Below are 16,098 nucleotides of genomic sequence, written 5' to 3'. Positions count from 1 at the left end.
AGCCTTGCGCTGCCGGCGGCCAAGGCATCAGAGTGCGCGCAAGATCACGATGATGTCCGGGGGGACCGAATGAAGCAGTATGTCGCGCGTATTCCGATGAGCCTTGCCGTGCCCGAGGCGATGCACTGGGCGATCAAGGACGTGCTCGAAGGTGAGTACGAAGCCGGCTTCGACGGCGTCGGCCTCGATATCCTCGACATCGGCGCCAATGTCGGCTCGTTCGCGCTCTGGGCGAGCGCGCGCTGGCCGGGCAGCACCGTGACCTCCTACGAGCCGCATCCCGGCACCTACGAGCTGCTGAAGCGCAACACGGACCGGCGCCGCGACATCGTCACGGTCAATGCAGCGCTGTTCCCCGGTGGCCAGAAGACCGCGACCTTCCTCAGCCGCTTTGCCGGCGATGGCGAATCCGGCCTTGCCTCCTATGCCGGCGATACGTTCGTGGCCGGCGCGATGGTCGAGCGCTACGAGGTCGCGGTGGTCGATCCGGCGAGCCTGCCTTCGGCGGACATCGTCAAGATCGACATCGAGGGCGGGGAGGGCGACGTGCTCGACCATCTCGACCTGTCGAGGACCTCGCTGGTGCTGCTCGAATACCAGAACCGCAAGAATCGCCTGCAGCTGGAAGCGCGCCTCGCCGCCGATTTCGAGCTGATCGACACGGTGGAGCACATCTGGGATCCGCTGCTCGAGCAGCGCTGCTACCGGCCAGACCTCGCCGGTGACGTTTATGGACGCATGTTCGCCGCCCGAAGGGGACTCTCGCGGATGACTCGCACCGTAGTTGGGTGAGCGGCGGATCATCGCGCCAGCACTGGGGAAGCCCGTGATCGACGCCAGGACCGCACTGATCGTCGTCGACGTCCAGAACGATTTCTGCCCCGGCGGCAAGCTGGCGGTCGCTGGAGGCGACGAGATCGCCCCGCTCGTCAACATGCTCGGCCGGCGCTTCGCCACGGTCGTGCTGACCCAGGACTGGCACCCGGCCGGGCATTCCTCGTTTGCGTCGAGCCATCCCGGCCACAAGCCCTTCGAGACGACCGCGATGCCCTATGGGACGCAGGTGCTCTGGCCGGACCATTGCGTCCAGGGCAGCGAGGGCGCGGCCTTCCATCCCGGCCTCGACCTCACCATGGCGCAGGCGGTCATCCGCAAGGGCTGTCGCCGCGAGGTCGACAGCTATTCCGGCTTCGTCGAGGCCGACCGCACCACGCCGACCGGGCTCGGCGGCTATCTCAAGGAGCGCGACATCGCCCGCGTCGTGGTTGTCGGCCTCGCCACCGATTTCTGCGTGAGCTGGACGGCGCAGGACGCGGCCCGCGACGGCTTCGATACCCTCGTCGTCGAGGAGGCCTGCCGCGCCATCGACCTCAATGGTTCGCTCGACAGAGCCTGGGCGGAAATGACGGCGCTCGGCGTCAGGCGGACGCGGCTCGCCGATTTGGGCGGCTGAGGGCCAGCGCTCACCGCGCCAAGGCGCGAATCTGCACCTGGACCCGGTCGCGGCCGAGCCGCTTCGAGCGGTAGAGCGCCTCGTCGGCATGTTCCAGCAAGGTCTCCAGCTGGTCGCCGGCCGCGTCACCCTCGGCGACGCCGATGCTGAGCGTCGGCTGGAGCGCGCCCCCGTCCCAGTCGGCGAGTACTCGCCCGAAGGCGGCCCGGATCCGGTTCGCGACGCGCACGGCGTCCTTCGTGGTCATGTGCGGGAGGACGGCGACGAATTCGTCGCCGCCATGGCGCGCCAGGATATCGCTGGCGCGCAGTTCGCTGCGGGCGGCCTCGGCGAAGAGCTGCAGGATGCGGTCGCCGGCGGCATGGCCGTGCGTGTCGTTGAAGGTCTTGAAATGGTCGATATCGACCAGGAGCAGGATCAGTCGGCCCGGGCGCTTGCCGGCATCCGCCGCGATCTGGGCCATGGCGCGCTCCAGGCCGCTGCGGTTCATCGCGCCGGTGAGGGGGTCGTGCTGGGCGATGGTGACCAGCGTGTTGCGGCTGCGCTCGGCGGCGAGCAACAGCAGTGCGCTGCTGCGGAGGAGCACGAAGGCGGTGCCGGTGACGGTGAACCACTGATTGGCGTTTTCGGCAGGAAACAATTCGGTGCCGAGCTTTCCGGTCGCGGCGAGCCAGGCGCGCAGCGCGAACAGCAGCACGGTCGGTGCGAACAGGGCCGCCAGGATCGCGCCGGAGACCAGCCGCTCGCGTCGCCACAACTCCAGGCCTTCCCGGACCAGCAACGCATCGCAAGCCATGACCAGGACGGAGACGAGGACGACCCGTCTGACGAAGCCGTCGGGTTCGTTCCACAGGAACAGCGGGATGGCGGCGGCCGCGACCGCCAGGAGGTAAAGCGGCAGGCGCGCCGGGCGCCCGGCGAAGCTCCGTACGCCGAACAGGACGAGCAGGTAGCCGGTCCAGCTGACGGTGTTGGCGAGCGGGATCGAGACGATGTCCGGGATGGTGTCCCGCAGCCCTACGCCGATGAAGCCGAGGCCGATCAGCAGGTTGCTCAGCCCCCACCACAGCGGCCAGCGCTCGAAGCGGCCGGTTGCGTAGGCGGCAAGCTGGACGAAGCCGAGAATCAAGGCGGTGATCGCACCCGCCAGATAGATTGTCCTCAGATCGAGCAACACGCCGCGGCCGGACCTTTCCTGTTAGCGGCCTGTCGATAGCAGATGGGCATGAAGGGATTCCAAACAGGGAGGCGAGAATCTCGCCTGACTGATTAACGGCCCGCGGCACGCATGGTTGTCGCGGGAGCTTCGGCCGGCTATGCGGGGGGCGGGGAACTGGGGCGTGCATCACCGGATGCGAACAACTCGAAAGAGAGAAGCAGCATGCCATTGTCCCAGAAATCGTTCAGCGCGCTTGTCATTGTCACCGCCCTTTCGGCAGGCTCTTCTGCCTTTGCGCAAAGCCAGGCCGACCAGCTCGCCACGGCCTATCAGGCTGGCCGCAACCAGCTCGGCATTCTCAGCTACTGCGCCGAGAAGGGCCATGTCGGCGCCGACGTCGTCGAAGTCCAGCGCAAGGTGCTGGCCCTGATTCCGCCGCCGGCCGACAAGAGCGCCGGCGACACGGCCGAAGCGGCCGGCAAGAAGGGCACCATCGCGATGATGGGCGTGACCCAGGAGCTCGAGACGATCGCCAAGGCACAGGGCGGCTCGGCGGCGACCTATTGCAAGCAGATCGGCGACGTCATCCTGAAGGCCGCAGCCTCGCTGCCGAAATAGGTTCGAGCCCGAGGCGCGCCCGGTGCGATCGGGCGGCATGGGGGCTTCGGCCTTGCATTCCCGCGCCATCGCGTGTATGGCGCGGCCTATCCCACATGGGGAGCATCACCTCGACACCGAGGCGTTCCGGTGACTGGTCAGCTTATGGCCGGCTCATTCGCTCCCCAGAGGCTCAACCGGAAGGACAAAAATTCCATGGCTCTGCCAGATTTCTCCATGCGTCAGCTGCTCGAGGCCGGCGCCCACTTCGGCCACCAGGCTCATCGCTGGAACCCGAAGATGTCGCCGTTCATCTACGGGACGCGCAACAACATCCACATCCTCGACCTGTCGCAGTCGGTGCCGATGCTTTCGCGCGCCCTGCAGGCGGTCAGCGACACCGTCGCCCGCGGCGGCCGCGTCCTCTTCGTCGGCACCAAGCGCCAGGCGCAGGACGCCATCGCCGATGCGGCCAAGCGTTCGGCCCAGTATTACGTCAACTCCCGCTGGCTCGGCGGCATGCTGACCAACTGGAAGACCATCTCGGCTTCGATCCAGCGCCTGCGCAAGGTCGATGAGTTGCTGAACGGCGCCAGCACCGGCCTGACCAAGAAGGAGCGCCTGATGCTGGCGCGCGAGCGCGACAAGCTCGAAAAGGCGCTCGGCGGCATCAAGGACATGGGCGGCACGCCGGACATGATCTTCGTCATCGACACCAACAAGGAAGCGCTCGCGATCAAGGAGGCCCAGCGCCTCGGCATCCCGGTCGCAGCCATCATCGACTCCAACAGCGATCCGGATGGCATCACCTTCCCGGTTCCTGCCAATGACGACGCCGGCCGCGCCATCCAGCTCTATTGCGATCTCGTCGCGCGCTCGGCCATCGACGGCATCTCGCGCGCTTCGGGCGACCATGGCGTCGACCTCGGCGCCGCCGAGGCCCCGATCGTCGAGCCGGTGATTGCCGAGCCGGTGGCCGTCGAGGGGCAGGCCCAGGCTTTCGAGCTGCTGACCGGGCCGCGCGGCGCTCCGGACGACTTCATGAAGCTCTCGGGCATGGGCCCGGAGATCGTGCAGAAGCTCAATGATGGCGGCATCTTCCACTTCTGGCAGCTCGCTGCCATGACGCCGGCAGAGGTCACCAAGGTCGATCACGACCTGAAGCTTGCCGGCCGCATCGAGAGCCAGGGCTGGGTCGCCCAGGCGCGCGATCTCGCCGACGCCTGATTGTTCGAGATTGCGGCGCGTCATCGGCGCGTCGCACTTCGATACTGACTAAAGCCGAAGCAGCGCCGGCGGCCGGAAACGGAGCGTCGGCGTTTGCCAATCGAGGCTTCGCTTTTTCGACAATGCGGCGCGCCACCGGGTGAAGGCCGCAAGACAGCAAGGACGACGCAAATGGCTGCGATCACCGCCGGCATGGTGAAGGAACTCCGCGACAAGACCGGCGCGGGCATGATGGACTGCAAGGCCGCGCTCTCGGCCACCGACGGCAACATGGAAGCCGCCATCGACTGGCTGCGCGCCAAGGGCCTGTCCAAGGCCGCCAAGAAGGCCGGCCGCGTCGCCGCCGAGGGCCTCGTCGCGGTCGTCGTGCGCGGCCATAGCGGCGTCGTGGTCGAGGTCAATTCCGAGACCGACTTCGTCGCCCGCAACCTCGAGTTCCAGGCGCTCGCCCGCACCATCGCCGATGTCGCGCTCGAGCGCGGCGGCGACGTCGAGGCGCTGGCCGCCCATCACTATCCGGGCGGCGGCACCGTCGCCGACGCGATCGCCAACGCCATCGCCACGATCGGCGAGAACATGACGCTGCGCCGCGTCGCGCAGGTCTCGGTCACCTCGGGCGCGATCGGCTCCTATGTCCACGGCGCAGTCGCCGACGGCCTCGGCAAGATCGGCGTCATCGTCGGCCTGGAGACCAGCGGCAAGGGTGACGAGCTTACGGCCCTCGGCCGCCAGCTCGCCATGCACGTCGCCGCGACCAATCCGGTCGCTCTCGACCTCGCTTCGGTCGATCCGGCGGTGCTGGAGCGCGAGAAGGCGATCCTGGCCGAGAAGAATGCCGGCAAGCCCGAGCATGTGCTCGCCAAGATCGTCGAGAGTGGGCTGAAGAGCTACGCCAAGGAGTACTGCCTGCTCGAGCAGGCCTACATCCATGACGGCTCGAAGTCGGTCGCCCAGGTGCTGAAGGAGGCCGAAGGCAAGGTCGGCGGTCCGCTCAAGATCACCGGCTTCGCCCGCTTCGCACTTGGTGAGGGCATCGAGAAGGAAGAGACCGACTTCGCCGCCGAGGTTGCGGCGGCCGGCGGCACCACAGGCTGACAAGCCCGTTGATAGGACACAGAAAGGCCGCGCCTCGCGCGGCCTTTTTTGTAAGAAGGGGCAGTGGTCGATTCGGCCTGCCTCAGTTGCGAACGAAGGAGAGCCCCGATGAGACCTAAACGCGTTCTCGTGAAGCTCTCCGGTGAAGCCCTTGCAGGGCCTCAAGGAAATGGCCTCGACGGTGCGACGCTGACAGCGCTCGCGGCCGATATCTCGCATGCCTCGCGCGAGGGCGTCGAGATCGGCATCGTGGTCGGCGGCGGCAATTTCTTCCGCGGCGTCCAGGGGCTGACCAAGGGCCTCGACCGCACCAGCGCCGATTCGATCGGCATGCTCGGAACGGTGATGAACGCGCTCGCGCTCGAACACGCGATCGAGAGCGCGGGCGCCCCGGCGCGCGCCATGTCGGCGGTGCCGATGCCCTCGCTCTGCGAGAGCTATGCCCGCAAGCGCGCGCTCGACCACCTCAGCAACGGCAAGGTCGTGATCCTCGGCGGCGGCACCGGTAATCCCTATTTCACCACCGACACGGGCGCCGCCCTGCGCGCGGCCGAACTCGACTGCAGCCATCTGCTCAAGGCGACGCAGGTCGATGGTGTCTACTCGGCCGATCCGAAGAAGGATCCGAGCGCGACCCGCTACGACACGCTGACCCATGAGGACGCGATCAGGCGTGATCTCAAGGTGATGGACACGGCTGCCTTCGCATTGGCGCGCGACGCGGCGCTCACCATCGTCGTCTTCTCGATCGCCGAACCCGGCATGCTCGCCGCCGTGCTGCGCGGCGAAGGCAGGGCAACCTACGTCACGCCGTAATTTCCCACGGCATGAGGCCACTCAATAATTCGGCCAATTGCCGGGCGTCATGATCTCGAGCAGATGGCCGTCGGGATCGCGGAAATAGAGGCTTGTCCCGCCGCGATTCCAGCGCATGCGGCCTTCGATCGGCACGCCGTGCTGCGCGAGCTGTGCTTCCCATGAGGCGAGCTCGCCCGCGTCGACGGCAAAGCAGATGTGCAGCGGGCCCTGGCCGTCATGCGGCGGGATGCTGCCGCGCTCCGAGCTTTGCGTCTCCAACGAGGCGCCGCGCTGGAACAGCAGCAGGACGTTCTGCCCGCCGATATCGTAGGCGTAGAGCGTCTCGGTTCTGAGCATGGTGTTGAGGCCGAGCTTTCCCTCGTAGAACGCCGCAGCGCGGTCGAGATCATCGACGTAGAGCGCTGTTTCGACGATGCGGTTCAGGCGGGGCATGGGAATCTCCTTGGGACGGGAGCCGGAGCGTGCTGCTGCAAGGCTGACCTAGAAAGCACGTCCACCTTTTGCCAGCGAGACAGCCGGTCCAGCAGCCATGCATCAGCGATCGAGATCCGTTTCTCCTTGCTGACCTGCGGGGAAATGCTGTTGACGCATAAATCCTTGACCCTGGAGCGGTCGCTCGCCATGGTCGCGCGCATTTCCGGCTTCATCCAGCCGGTTTCGACAAGGTTTTGAAGACGATGGCCCAGACCACTTTCGATCTCGCCGATATCAATCGCCGCATGGACGGCGGCGTGCAGAAGTTCAAGAGCGACCTGGCTTCGCTTCGCACCGGCCGCGCCTCGGCCAATGTGCTCGATCCGATCACGGTCGAGGCCTATGGCGCGCGCACGCCGCTAAGCCAGCTCGCGACCGTCAGCGTCCCCGAGCCGCGCCTGCTCTCGGTCCAGGTCTGGGATCGCAGCATGGTCCAGGCGGTGGAGAAGGCGATCCGCGAATCCGATCTCGGCCTCAATCCCCAGACCGAGGGCCAGGTGCTGCGCATCCGCATTCCCGAGCTCAACGAGCAGCGCCGCAAGGAGATGGTCAAGGTCGCGCACAAATATGCCGAAGACGCCAAAGTGGCGGTCCGGCATGTGCGCCGTGACGGCATGGATCTGATCAAGAAGCTGGAGAAGGACGGGCATATGCCCAAGGACGACGTCACCAAGCAGACCGATCTCGTCCAGAAGGCGACGGACAAGCATATCGGCGACATCGACCAGGCGCTCGCCACCAAGGAAAAGGAAATCCTGCACGTCTAAAGTGCGCGACGCGGTACCGTCCTGTATCATCGACGCATGAACGTTTGGCCCAGAAGAGGCATTTGATGTCAGACGGCTCGCGCCCGGCGGTTCCCGCCCATGTCGCCATCATCATGGACGGCAATGGCCGCTGGGCCCAGATGCGTGGCCTGCCGCGGCAGGAGGGGCACCGGCGCGGGCTCGAGGCGCTGCGACGCACGGTCCGCAATGCCGCCGATCTCGGCATTCGCGTCCTGACGCTCTATTCGTTCTCGACCGAGAACTGGCGCCGGCCGATGGCCGAGGTCTCCTTCCTGATGGGGCTGCTGCGCCGTTTCGTCGAGAACGACCTGGCCGAGCTCAACGAGGCCGGCGTGCGCGTGCGCATCATCGGCGGTCGCGATGACCTCGCGCCCGATCTGCGCGCGCTCGTCGAGCGGGCCGAGGCGATGACGGAAGGCAATACCGGCCTCACCCTGGTCGTCGCCTTCAATTACGGCTCCCGCGACGAGATCACGCGTGTAGCCAAGCGCCTGGCACAGGAGGCAGCGGCCGGCCGGATCCAGCCCGAGGCGATCGACGAGACGATGCTGTCGTTGCATCTCGACACTGGCGCGCTGCCGGATCCGGATCTGGTGATCCGCACCTCGGGCGAGACCCGCATCTCGAATTTCCTGCTCTGGCAGGCGGCCTATGCCGAGTTCATCTTCACGCCGGTGCTCTGGCCCGATTTCGACCGCAAGGCGCTGGAGGATGCGCTGGCCGAATTCGATCGGCGCGAGCGTCGCTATGGCGGTGTCGGCCAGCCGGCCGCAGCCAAAATGGGGGTCGCGTGAATGCGGGTGGCGCCAGCGCGGGCGCATCCGAGCTTCGCCTGCGGGTCATCTCGGCGCTGGTGCTCGCCGCAGTCATCCTTGGCGTCACCCTGCTCGGTGGCTGGCCCTTCCGCCTGATCTGGACCGCCGTCGCCGGCGTCGTAGCCTATGAATGGCTCGCCATGGTCAGCCGCCGGAACGCCGTCGCAGGCGGCATCGGCGTCGGACTGGCAGGGCTCGCGCTCGGCTTCCTGCCGCTGAGCGGCGCGGCGCTTGCGGGTGTCGCGGCGCTCGCCGGGCTGATCGGCGCGGTCGTCACGGTCCAGGCCAGCAACCAGCGCGTGCTCGAAGCCTGCGGCGTTGCCTATGCGCTCTGCTTCGCGCTGGTGACGCCGGCTCTGCGCGAGACCCAAGGGATGGGGCTCGCCCTGATCATCTGGACCTTCGCCGTGGTCTGGCTCACCGACATCGCCGCCTATTTCACCGGACGGGCGCTGGGCGGGCCGAAGCTGCTGCCGCGCGTCAGCCCGAAGAAGACCTGGTCGGGCGCGCTCGGCGGCGCCCTGACGGGAACCTTGGGCGGCACCGCCGTCTGGGCGTTCTTCTTCCCGGGACTGCCATCGGGGCTCTGGCCGGTGCTCGCCGTCTCGCTCGCCGCTTCGGCGGCGAGTCAGGCTGGCGACCTGTTCGAATCGTCGATCAAGCGGCGTTTCGGCGCCAAGGATTCGAGCCATCTGATTCCCGGCCATGGCGGCTTCCTCGACCGGCTCGACGGTTATTGGGCCGTGCTGGCGTTCGCCGGCCTGCTGCTTTATCTGGCGCGCTTGGGACACTGATCATCCTATGCGCCGTACCGTCACGATATTGGGAGCCACGGGCTCCATCGGCCGCTCGACGCGCGCCGTGATCGCCGAGAATCCGGGGCGGCTGCAGGTCGCTGCGCTCGTCGCCGGCCGCGATGCGTCGGGGCTGGCGCGAATCGCCCGGGAGACCGGCGCAAGCTTCGCGGCGATTGCGGACGAAGGGCAGGGCGAGGCACTCGCCGCGGCCCTGGCCGGCAGCGGCATCCGCCACGGCGCGGGCCGGGAGGCGGTGCTTGAAGCTGCGGCACTCGACAGCGACATCGTGGTCAGCGCCATTTCAGGGGCGGCCGGGCTGGAGGCGACCTTCGCGGCGCTGACGCCGGGGCGGGTCGTCGCGCTCGCCAACAAGGAAAGCCTGGTCTGCGCCGGCGCCGCGGTGATGGCGTGGGCAAGCGCAGTCGGCGCCCGCATCCTGCCGCTCGATTCCGAGCACAATGCCCTGTTCCAGGTCTTGGGCACCGAACCGATCTCGGCGATCCGCACGATGACGTTGACCGCTTCGGGCGGCCCGTTCCGGACTTGGCCGGCCGAGGCGATAGCAGCCGCCACGCCGGAGCAGGCGCTAGCCCATCCCAATTATGCGATGGGCGCCAAGATCACGATCGACTCCGCCAGCATGATGAACAAGGGGCTCGAGCTGATCGAGGCCTCGTTCCTGTTCGGACTCGGCGCCGACCAGCTCGAGGTACTGGTTCATCCGCAGCAGATCGTGCATGGGCTCGTCACCTTCCGGGACGGCTCGGTCAGCGCCGGCATGGCGGTGCCGGACATGCGCGTCGCGGCCGCCCATTGCCTTGGGATCGACGGCCGGCTCGACGCGCCGCAAAGCCGCTTCCTCGATCTGGTGGCGACCGGCCCGCTCGCGTTCGAGCGGCCCGATCTTGTCCGTTTCCCGGCGCTGCGCCTCGCCATGGCCGCGCTCGCGGAGGGTGGCGCGATGCCGGCCGTGCTGAACGCCACGAATGAAGTCGCCGTCGATGCCTTCCTGAACAGACGGATCGCCTTTCCCGCGATTCCGGCCCTGGTCGAGGCCGTCTGCGAGCGGGCTGCCGGGGCAAAGTCGTCGGCTCCCGCCGATCTGGCTGAAGCCCTCGCCGTTGACCAAGATGCAAGAAACCGGACCCGCGCGCTCTTGTCCGGAGGCCGCTTCACTGTCACTTAGTGGCTGAAGTCGGGAGAGTTTTATGGATATCGTCGGATCGGTCTGGCACGCGGCGAGTTTCCTGCTGGGCTATCTGCTGCCGTTCCTGTTCGTCCTCACTCTCGTCGTGTTCGTGCATGAACTCGGCCATTTCCTGGTCGGGCGCTGGTGCGGCGTCGATGTGAAGACGTTCTCGATCGGATTCGGGCGCGAGCTGTTCGGTTTCAACGACCGGCACGGCACGCGCTGGCGCTTCGCGCTGATTCCGCTTGGCGGCTACGTCAAGTTTTCGGGCGACGCCGATGCTACCAGCTCGACCACGTCCGATTCGCTCACCGGCATGAGCCGTGAGGAACGCGACCGGTCCTTTCCGGCCCAATCGGTCGGCGAACGGGCCGCGATCGTCGCTGCCGGACCGATCGCCAATTTCCTGCTCGCCATCCTGATCTTCGGCGGGACGGCCTATTTCCTCGGCAAGCCGGTCCTGGCGCCTCGCGTCGACGCCGTCACGGTCGGCGGAGCCGCGGCGCGCGCCGGCCTGCAGTCAGGCGATCTGATCCGCCAGGTCGACGGCCGCGACGTCAAGAGCTTTGCCGATCTGCAACGGGCGATCTCGATCCGCCCCGGCGAGACCTTTCCTGTGACGGTCGAGCGCGGCGGCGCCGACGTCGTGGTCTCGGTAACGCCCGATCTGGTCGAGACCTCCTCGCCATTGGGCAAGCAGCGGCTGGGGATCATTGGCGTCCAGGCTTCGGCGAAGCCCGAGGATTGGTCGACCCAGCATTTCAGCCTGGGCGAATCCGTGTTGCTCGGCCTGAACGAGACCTGGTTCGTGGTCGAGCGGACCTATGACTACATCGCCAAGCTGATCAAGGGGAAGGAATCGACCGACCAGCTCTCGGGGCCGATCCGCATCGCCCAGGTCTCGGGCATGGTCGCCTCCAGCGGCGGGCTGCTGGCGCTGATCAATCTCGCGGCGATCTTGTCGGTCTCGATCGGGCTGATGAACCTGTTCCCGGTGCCCATGCTCGATGGCGGACACCTGTTGTTTTATGCGATCGAGGCGCTGCGCGGGAAACCGCTGAGTGAGCGCGCGCAGGAAATCGGGTTCCGAATGGGACTGGGACTCGTCCTGATGCTGATGCTGTTCGTGACCTGGAACGACCTCGTCCACGTTCGTTCGCTGCTCTGACCCTTCCGGCCGTCAGTCCCGGGCAAACCAGATTGCACCGGGCTGAAGCGCCTGCCGTCAAAGCCGGCCCGCACCTCTGGATTGTGGCTTTTTATAGCCTGTTTTCATAGGCTGGGTCGGTTTTTCGAACGGTGCGCGTGACCTCCCGGCAACGACCCCCGCAAAAATCTTTTGTTAACGACAATGGCGGTTTGCACCCTGCGGGAAACTTTGTAGAAGCGTTTGGTCTTCAATGTCGCCGAGCCTCGCCTGTAGCGGGGTTCCCCGCTCGCGGGGGGGTGACCCAAAGAATGGAATAGGCGACCCGATGACGTCGACGCTTCAGAGCCGGTCCTTGCGCATGCGGCTCTCTCGATCAGTCGGACTTGCGGCCATCATGGTGGCCGTCAGCGGTAGCGTGGTGTTCGCGCAATCCGTGATTGTCCAAGGCAACCGTCGTGTCGATGCGGAGACGATCCGCTCCTATGTGGCGGGGCAGGGTTCGGGCAACCCGCAGGAGATTCGCCAGAATCTCATGGCGACGGGCCTGTTCTCCAACGTTCAGGTCAGCCGCCGCGGGGCGCAGACCGTCGTCTCCGTCCAGGAGAACGACACGATCAACCGTGTCGCCTTCGAGGGTAACCGTCGCCTGAAGGGCGATATGCTGCTCGGTCAGGTCCAGTCCAAAGCGCGCGGCCCGCTGAGCCAGCAACTCATCGATGCCGACGTCGAGCGTCTCAAGGACGTCTATCGTCGCGCCGGTTACGGCCTGGCCACGATCAGCGGCCGTATCCAGCCGCTGCCGAACGGCCGCTCCGACGTGGTCTTCACCATCGTGGAGAGCGGCAAGACCGGCATCAAGTCGATCAATTTCAGCGGCAACGGCGCCTATTCCTCGTCGCGCCTGCGCGGGTTGATGACCTCGACCGAGTCGAACTTCCTGAGCTGGATCAAGACGTCCGACGTCTACGATCCGGACCGGATCAATTCCGACCTCGAGCTGGTTCGCCGCTATTATCTGAAGAACGGCTATGCCGACTTCCGCATCGTCGCGAACGATGCGCGCTTCGACGATGCGGCGGGTGGCTGGGTCGTCGACGTCGCAGTCGATGAAGGCCCGCAGTATAAGGTCGGCAATGTCGCGGTCGATTCCCGGCTGCGCGATGTCGATCCCGCTGCGCTGCAGTCGCTCGTCAACACCTCCGCCGGCGATACCTACAACGCCGAGGCTGTCGAGCGTTCGCTGGTCACCCTGACCACCGAGGTGGCGAAGCGTGGCTATGCTTTCGCGCAGGTTCGTCCGCGCGGCGAGCGCGATGCGGCCGGCCAGCAGATCGGCATCACCTATGTCGTCGAGGAAGGCCCGCGGGTCTATGTCGAGCGCATCAATGTGCGCGGGAACACCCGCACGCGCGACTATGTCGTCCGCCGCGAGCTCGATCTCGGCGAGGGCGACGCCTACAACAAGGTCTTCGTCGACCGGGCTGAGCGCCGCCTGAACAATCTCGGATTCTTCAACAAGGTCCGCATCACCAACGAGCCGGGCAGCGCGCCCGATCGCGTGGTCGTCAACATCGACGTCGAGGATAAGGCGACCGGCTCGTTCTCGGTCGCGGGTGGCTACTCGACCTCGGACGGCATCATCGGCGAAGTCTCGCTGTCCGAGTCGAACTTCCTCGGCCGCGGTCAGTTCGTCCGAATCGCCGGCACCCTCGGTCAGCGGACCCAGGGCATCGACTTCTCGTTCACCGAGCCGTACTTCCTCGGTCACCGCATCGCGGCGGGCTTCGACCTCTTCTCGAAGTTCAACGACAACACCAATATCGGTTATTTCGAGAGCCGGGTGACCGGCGGCCAGGTGCGCTTCTCCTTCCCGATCACGGAAGAGTTCTCGATCACGCCGCGCTACTCGATCTATACGACCGAGATCAAAATCCCGAACACCTTCTCGCAGCCCTATAACGACTGCAGTCTCCCGCAATTCGGGATCACCCCCGGAACGCCGGGCGCGACGGGTGCTACGCAGGCCTTCAACTGCTTGACGAACGGCGAGGCCACGGTCGCGGTCAAGGAGGCTCAGGGCACGACTCTGACTTCGCTGGTCGGCCTGAATTTCAACTACAATTCGCTCGACAACTACCAGAGCCCGCGCAACGGCTTCATCGCCGAGCTGAAGCCGGAGTTCGCCGGTCTTGGCGGCGATTCGAAGTTCCTGCGCGTCAGCGCCGATGCGCGCTACTACAAGGAGTTCCTTGAGGATTTCGTCGGTATCGCCCGGCTCCAGGGCGGTCACGTTCAGGCCACCAGCGGCGATCTGCGCATGATCGACCACTACTTCCTCGGACCGACCCTGGTGCGTGGCTTCGCGCCCTCCGGCATCGGCCCGCGCGACGTCTCGAACGACCCGACGGCGAACGCGCTCGGCGGCACCACCTATTTCGGCGCCTCGCTCGAAGTGCAGTTCCCGATCTTCGGCCTGCCGCGCGATCTCGGCCTGAAGGGCGCGGTCTTCGCCGACGCCGGCACGCTGTTCAACTATGACGGCGGCCGCAAGGTCGGCGGCTTCGCCTGCCCGGCGGGCAGCGAGGCGCGCCAGTTCAACGTCGCGATCGACTCGACCTATGGCGTGCCTTACCAGAACAACATCGCCTGTGTGCGCGACAAGAACGTGCTGCGTTCGTCCGTCGGCGTGAGCTTGCTCTGGCAGTCGCCGCTTGGCCCGATCCGCTTCGACTACGCCTATGCGCTCTCGAAGGACGACGGCCAGATCGGCACCGATCCGCGCACCGGGATCACCGGCAAGTACGGCGGCGACCGCGTCCAGGCCTTCCGCTTCTCGGGCGGCACCCGCTTCTGACCTGTGGGGCGCGTGAGCGCCCCACAACGGACCAGCTAATGGCAGAACCCAGTTTCTTTCCGATCGCGACCTCGCTGTCCTTCAGCGAGGTCGCTTCCCTGTCAGGCGTCGCCTTGCCGGATGGAGTCGATCCGGCACGCCGGGTCGAGGGCGTCGCCCCGCTCGAAACGGCCGGCGGCGGCGATGCCGCCTACATGGACAATCCGAAATACGTCGCAGCGCTAGCCGGAACCGCGGCGGCGCTCTGCTTCGTCTCGACGCGCTTTGCCGCGCGCGTGCCGGCCGGCACGGTCGCATTGGTCACGCCGGCTCCGTACCATGCCTTCGCCAAGCTGCTGTCGACGTTCCACCCGCAGGCGCTGCGGCCGGGCTCGATGTTCGGCTCGGCCGGCGTTGCGCCGGGCGCTTTCGTGCATGCGACGGCAAGGCTTGAAGCCGACGTCACGGTCGATCCGGGGGCGGTGATCGGGCCGGGTGCGGAAATCGGTGCCGGCACGGTGATCGGGCCGAACGCCGTCATCGGCCCGCAGGTCCGGATCGGGCGGCAATGCTCGGTCGGCGCGGGCTCGACGCTGCAGGCCGCCTTGATCGGCAATCGCGTCATCATCCATCCGGGCGCGCGCATCGGCCAGGACGGGTTCGGTTTCGCGATGGGGCCGCAAGGGCACATGAAGGTGCCGCAGGTCGGCCGCGTCATCATCCAGGACGATGTCGAGATCGGTGCCAACACCACGATCGACCGCGGCGCCAGCCGCGACACGGTGATTGGCGAGGGCACCAAGATCGATAATCTCGTGCAGATCGGGCACAACTGCGTGATCGGCCGACATTGCGTCATCTGCGCCCTGGTCGGCATGGCGGGCTCCAGCACGCTTGAGGATTTTGTAGTGCTCGGCGGGCAGGTCGGCCTGGCCGGGCACCTGACCATCGGCATGGGCGCGCAGATCGCGGCGCAGAGCGGTGTCGTTGGCGATGTTCCACGCGGCGCGCGTTATGGCGGTTCTCCCGCGCAGCCGGCGCTGAGCTGGGCGCGCGAGATCGCCTTGGTGAAGCAACTCGTTGCCAAGCGTGGTAAAGGGCCGGGCGGCAGCGAAAACGCTTGATCTCGCGCCGGCTTCCGGCAAAACCAGCTTTTGATGACAGGTGGTGGCGTGCGCCTGCGCGGGTCGCAAGCGTTCGAGGAGAAACGACACGATGACGGATGCGACGAAAGCGCTTGGCGTGGCCGATATCCAGAAGATCATGGCCTGCATTCCGCATCGCTATCCGTTCCTGCTGGTCGACAAGGTCGTCGAGATCGACGGGGACGCGTCCGGCGTCGGCATCAAGAACGTCACCTACAACGAGCCGCAGTTCACCGGCCACTTTCCCGGCCGTCCGGTCTTCCCCGGCGTGCTGATGATCGAGGCGATGGCGCAGACGGCGGGCGTGCTCGTGGTGAGTGCGCGCGGCAGCGATGAGCTCGCCGTCTCGACCGTGCTGTTCACCACGATCGACAAGGCGAAGTTCCGCAAGCCTGTCGGGCCTGGCGATACGCTGCGTTTCCACCTCACCAAGGTGGCGCGCAAGCGCAATATCTGGTTCTACCGCGGTGAGGCCAAGGTCGACGGCGTGCTCGTTGCCGAGGCCGAGCTCTCGGCCATGGTCATCTGAACGGGCAGCCCAGATGCATGCTCCCGTT

General features: G+C 66.5%; 16 protein-coding genes. 14 read left to right on the top strand and 2 right to left on the bottom strand.

From position 1 onward, the window contains the following. The first annotated feature begins 69 nt into the window (after positions 1 to 69). Positions 70 to 792, top strand: coding sequence for an FkbM family methyltransferase (locus ASE66_RS27555; RefSeq protein ID WP_057192888.1), 723 nt, complete (start codon positions 70 to 72; stop codon positions 790 to 792). Between the two features lie 34 nt (positions 793 to 826). Further along, positions 827 to 1,453: a bifunctional nicotinamidase/pyrazinamidase gene (gene pncA, locus ASE66_RS27550; protein ID WP_413814294.1), complete on the top strand. Its 627-nt coding sequence runs from the start codon at positions 827 to 829 to the stop codon at positions 1,451 to 1,453. A gap of 10 nt (positions 1,454 to 1,463) precedes the next feature. Here the strand turns inward: pncA and ASE66_RS27545 are convergent, their stop codons facing one another. Further along, a complete protein-coding gene (locus tag ASE66_RS27545; protein WP_057192887.1) occupies positions 1,464 to 2,630 on the bottom strand; it encodes a sensor domain-containing diguanylate cyclase in 1,167 nt (388 codons plus the stop codon). 204 nt (positions 2,631 to 2,834) lie between these two features. On the opposite strand from ASE66_RS27545, the gene ASE66_RS27540 reads away from it, so the two are divergent. The 4 genes from ASE66_RS27540 (at position 2,835) to pyrH (ending at position 6,347) form a co-directional block, all read left to right on the top strand. Next, positions 2,835 to 3,230, top strand: a complete 396-nt coding sequence (locus ASE66_RS27540) for a pore-forming ESAT-6 family protein (protein WP_057192886.1) — start codon at positions 2,835 to 2,837, stop codon at positions 3,228 to 3,230. Between the two features lie 195 nt (positions 3,231 to 3,425). Then, the gene (locus tag ASE66_RS27535; RefSeq protein ID WP_057192885.1) at positions 3,426 to 4,436 is read left to right on the top strand and encodes a 30S ribosomal protein S2; all 1,011 of its coding nucleotides are present in this window, start codon (positions 3,426 to 3,428) and stop codon (positions 4,434 to 4,436) included. 171 nt (positions 4,437 to 4,607) lie between these two features. Continuing rightward, positions 4,608 to 5,531 carry a translation elongation factor Ts gene (gene tsf / locus ASE66_RS27530; protein WP_057192884.1) on the top strand — a complete coding sequence of 308 codons (924 nt, stop codon included), beginning with the start codon at positions 4,608 to 4,610 and terminating at the stop codon, positions 5,529 to 5,531. 108 nt (positions 5,532 to 5,639) lie between these two features. Next, a complete protein-coding gene (pyrH, locus tag ASE66_RS27525; RefSeq protein WP_057192883.1) occupies positions 5,640 to 6,347 on the top strand; it encodes a UMP kinase in 708 nt (235 codons plus the stop codon). Between the two features lie 21 nt (positions 6,348 to 6,368). Here pyrH and ASE66_RS27520 read toward each other — a convergent pair whose 3' ends face one another. Next, positions 6,369 to 6,782: a VOC family protein gene (locus tag ASE66_RS27520; RefSeq protein WP_057192882.1), complete on the bottom strand. Its 414-nt coding sequence runs from the start codon at positions 6,780 to 6,782 to the stop codon at positions 6,369 to 6,371. Between the two features lie 245 nt (positions 6,783 to 7,027). Here ASE66_RS27520 and frr point away from each other — a divergent pair, with 245 nt between their 5' ends. From frr to fabZ, 8 genes are all read left to right on the top strand, one after another. Continuing rightward, positions 7,028 to 7,591, top strand: a complete 564-nt coding sequence (frr, locus tag ASE66_RS27510; RefSeq protein WP_057192880.1) for a ribosome recycling factor — start codon at positions 7,028 to 7,030, stop codon at positions 7,589 to 7,591. Between the two features lie 65 nt (positions 7,592 to 7,656). Further along, positions 7,657 to 8,406 (top strand): isoprenyl transferase, encoded by a 750-nt coding sequence (locus ASE66_RS27505; protein WP_057192879.1) that lies wholly within the window; start codon positions 7,657 to 7,659, stop codon positions 8,404 to 8,406. Then, a complete protein-coding gene (locus ASE66_RS27500) occupies positions 8,403 to 9,221 on the top strand; it encodes a phosphatidate cytidylyltransferase (protein WP_057192878.1) in 819 nt (272 codons plus the stop codon). Before ASE66_RS27505 ends, ASE66_RS27500 begins: the two co-directional genes overlap by 4 nt. A gap of 7 nt (positions 9,222 to 9,228) precedes the next feature. Continuing rightward, positions 9,229 to 10,410 (top strand): 1-deoxy-D-xylulose-5-phosphate reductoisomerase, encoded by a 1,182-nt coding sequence (gene dxr, locus ASE66_RS27495; protein ID WP_057192877.1) that lies wholly within the window; start codon positions 9,229 to 9,231, stop codon positions 10,408 to 10,410. A 22-nt stretch (positions 10,411 to 10,432) separates the two neighbouring features. Beyond that, positions 10,433 to 11,581: an RIP metalloprotease RseP gene (gene rseP, locus ASE66_RS27490; protein WP_057192876.1), complete on the top strand. Its 1,149-nt coding sequence runs from the start codon at positions 10,433 to 10,435 to the stop codon at positions 11,579 to 11,581. Between the two features lie 340 nt (positions 11,582 to 11,921). Continuing rightward, entirely contained in the window at positions 11,922 to 14,417 is a 2,496-nt protein-coding gene (gene bamA, locus ASE66_RS27485) for an outer membrane protein assembly factor BamA (protein WP_082613825.1), read from the top strand. 38 nt (positions 14,418 to 14,455) lie between these two features. Next, positions 14,456 to 15,520: a UDP-3-O-(3-hydroxymyristoyl)glucosamine N-acyltransferase gene (lpxD, locus tag ASE66_RS27480; RefSeq protein WP_057192874.1), complete on the top strand. Its 1,065-nt coding sequence runs from the start codon at positions 14,456 to 14,458 to the stop codon at positions 15,518 to 15,520. A 91-nt stretch (positions 15,521 to 15,611) separates the two neighbouring features. Further along, the gene (gene fabZ, locus ASE66_RS27475) at positions 15,612 to 16,070 is read left to right on the top strand and encodes a 3-hydroxyacyl-ACP dehydratase FabZ (RefSeq protein ID WP_057192873.1); all 459 of its coding nucleotides are present in this window, start codon (positions 15,612 to 15,614) and stop codon (positions 16,068 to 16,070) included. Positions 16,071 to 16,098: the final 28 nt, after the last annotated feature.

Origin of the sequence: Allobosea sp. Root483D1 (assembly GCF_001429505.1) — a bacterium.
In the GTDB taxonomy this organism is placed as follows: Bacteria; Pseudomonadota; Alphaproteobacteria; order Rhizobiales; family Beijerinckiaceae; genus Allobosea.
The sequence above is the reverse complement of the archived record's forward strand: the minus strand, read 5'-3'. Positions and strand labels throughout refer to the sequence as shown.

Excerpts from the sequence above, each read along its gene's own strand:
- ASE66_RS27555 (WP_057192888.1), top strand. The coding sequence starts at position 70 with ATGAAGCAGTATGTCGCGCGTATTCCGATGAGCCTTGCCGTGCCCGAG.
- ASE66_RS27540 (WP_057192886.1), top strand. The coding sequence starts at position 2,835 with ATGCCATTGTCCCAGAAATCGTTCAGCGCGCTTGTCATTGTCACCGCC.
- ASE66_RS27535 (WP_057192885.1), top strand. The coding sequence starts at position 3,426 with ATGGCTCTGCCAGATTTCTCCATGCGTCAGCTGCTCGAGGCCGGCGCC.
- tsf (WP_057192884.1), top strand. The coding sequence starts at position 4,608 with ATGGCTGCGATCACCGCCGGCATGGTGAAGGAACTCCGCGACAAGACC.
- pyrH (WP_057192883.1), top strand. The coding sequence starts at position 5,640 with ATGAGACCTAAACGCGTTCTCGTGAAGCTCTCCGGTGAAGCCCTTGCA.
- ASE66_RS27520 (WP_057192882.1), bottom strand. The coding sequence starts at position 6,782 with ATGCCCCGCCTGAACCGCATCGTCGAAACAGCGCTCTACGTCGATGAT.
- frr (WP_057192880.1), top strand. The coding sequence starts at position 7,028 with ATGGCCCAGACCACTTTCGATCTCGCCGATATCAATCGCCGCATGGAC.
- ASE66_RS27505 (WP_057192879.1), top strand. The coding sequence starts at position 7,657 with ATGTCAGACGGCTCGCGCCCGGCGGTTCCCGCCCATGTCGCCATCATC.
- dxr (WP_057192877.1), top strand. The coding sequence starts at position 9,229 with ATGCGCCGTACCGTCACGATATTGGGAGCCACGGGCTCCATCGGCCGC.
- rseP (WP_057192876.1), top strand. The coding sequence starts at position 10,433 with ATGGATATCGTCGGATCGGTCTGGCACGCGGCGAGTTTCCTGCTGGGC.
- bamA (WP_082613825.1), top strand. The coding sequence starts at position 11,922 with ATGCGGCTCTCTCGATCAGTCGGACTTGCGGCCATCATGGTGGCCGTC.
- lpxD (WP_057192874.1), top strand. The coding sequence starts at position 14,456 with ATGGCAGAACCCAGTTTCTTTCCGATCGCGACCTCGCTGTCCTTCAGC.
- fabZ (WP_057192873.1), top strand. The coding sequence starts at position 15,612 with ATGACGGATGCGACGAAAGCGCTTGGCGTGGCCGATATCCAGAAGATC.